1 pseudogene is annotated in these 344 nt (G+C 48.0%); it reads left to right on the top strand.

From position 1 onward, the window contains the following. A pseudogene (locus tag A142_RS12540) lies at positions 1–288 on the top strand (IS21 family transposase); the annotation flags it as partial. Between the last annotated feature and the right edge of the window lie 56 nt (positions 289–344).

The raw sequence follows: 344 nt of genomic DNA on the forward strand, positions 1-344 counted from the left end.
GCCAATATCGGCGCAGCCACACGAGAAGTCGTCAATAAGATGCTGAACTCCAAGCCTCATCCAGAGCAGTCTTATCGTTCCTGTCTTGGCTTGCTCAGTCTGAGTAAAACCTATGGCGAACCGCGCCTTGAACAAGCCTGTAAAGATGCGCTGATGCTGACAAAATCCAATTACACCTTCATCAGCAATTTGCTGAAAAACAATCGTGAAGGACAGCTGAGCAAAGACAGCACGAGCACGCCGAACCTTGTTCATAGCAATGTTCGTGGCCCGAATAGTTATCACTAGGAGAAAGGATATGAATGCACTGAACGACCAACTCAAAACCCTACGCTTGAGCCATG

This window comes from Vibrio splendidus 12E03, assembly GCF_000272105.2.
GTDB lineage: Bacteria > Pseudomonadota > Gammaproteobacteria > Enterobacterales > Vibrionaceae > Vibrio > Vibrio splendidus_I.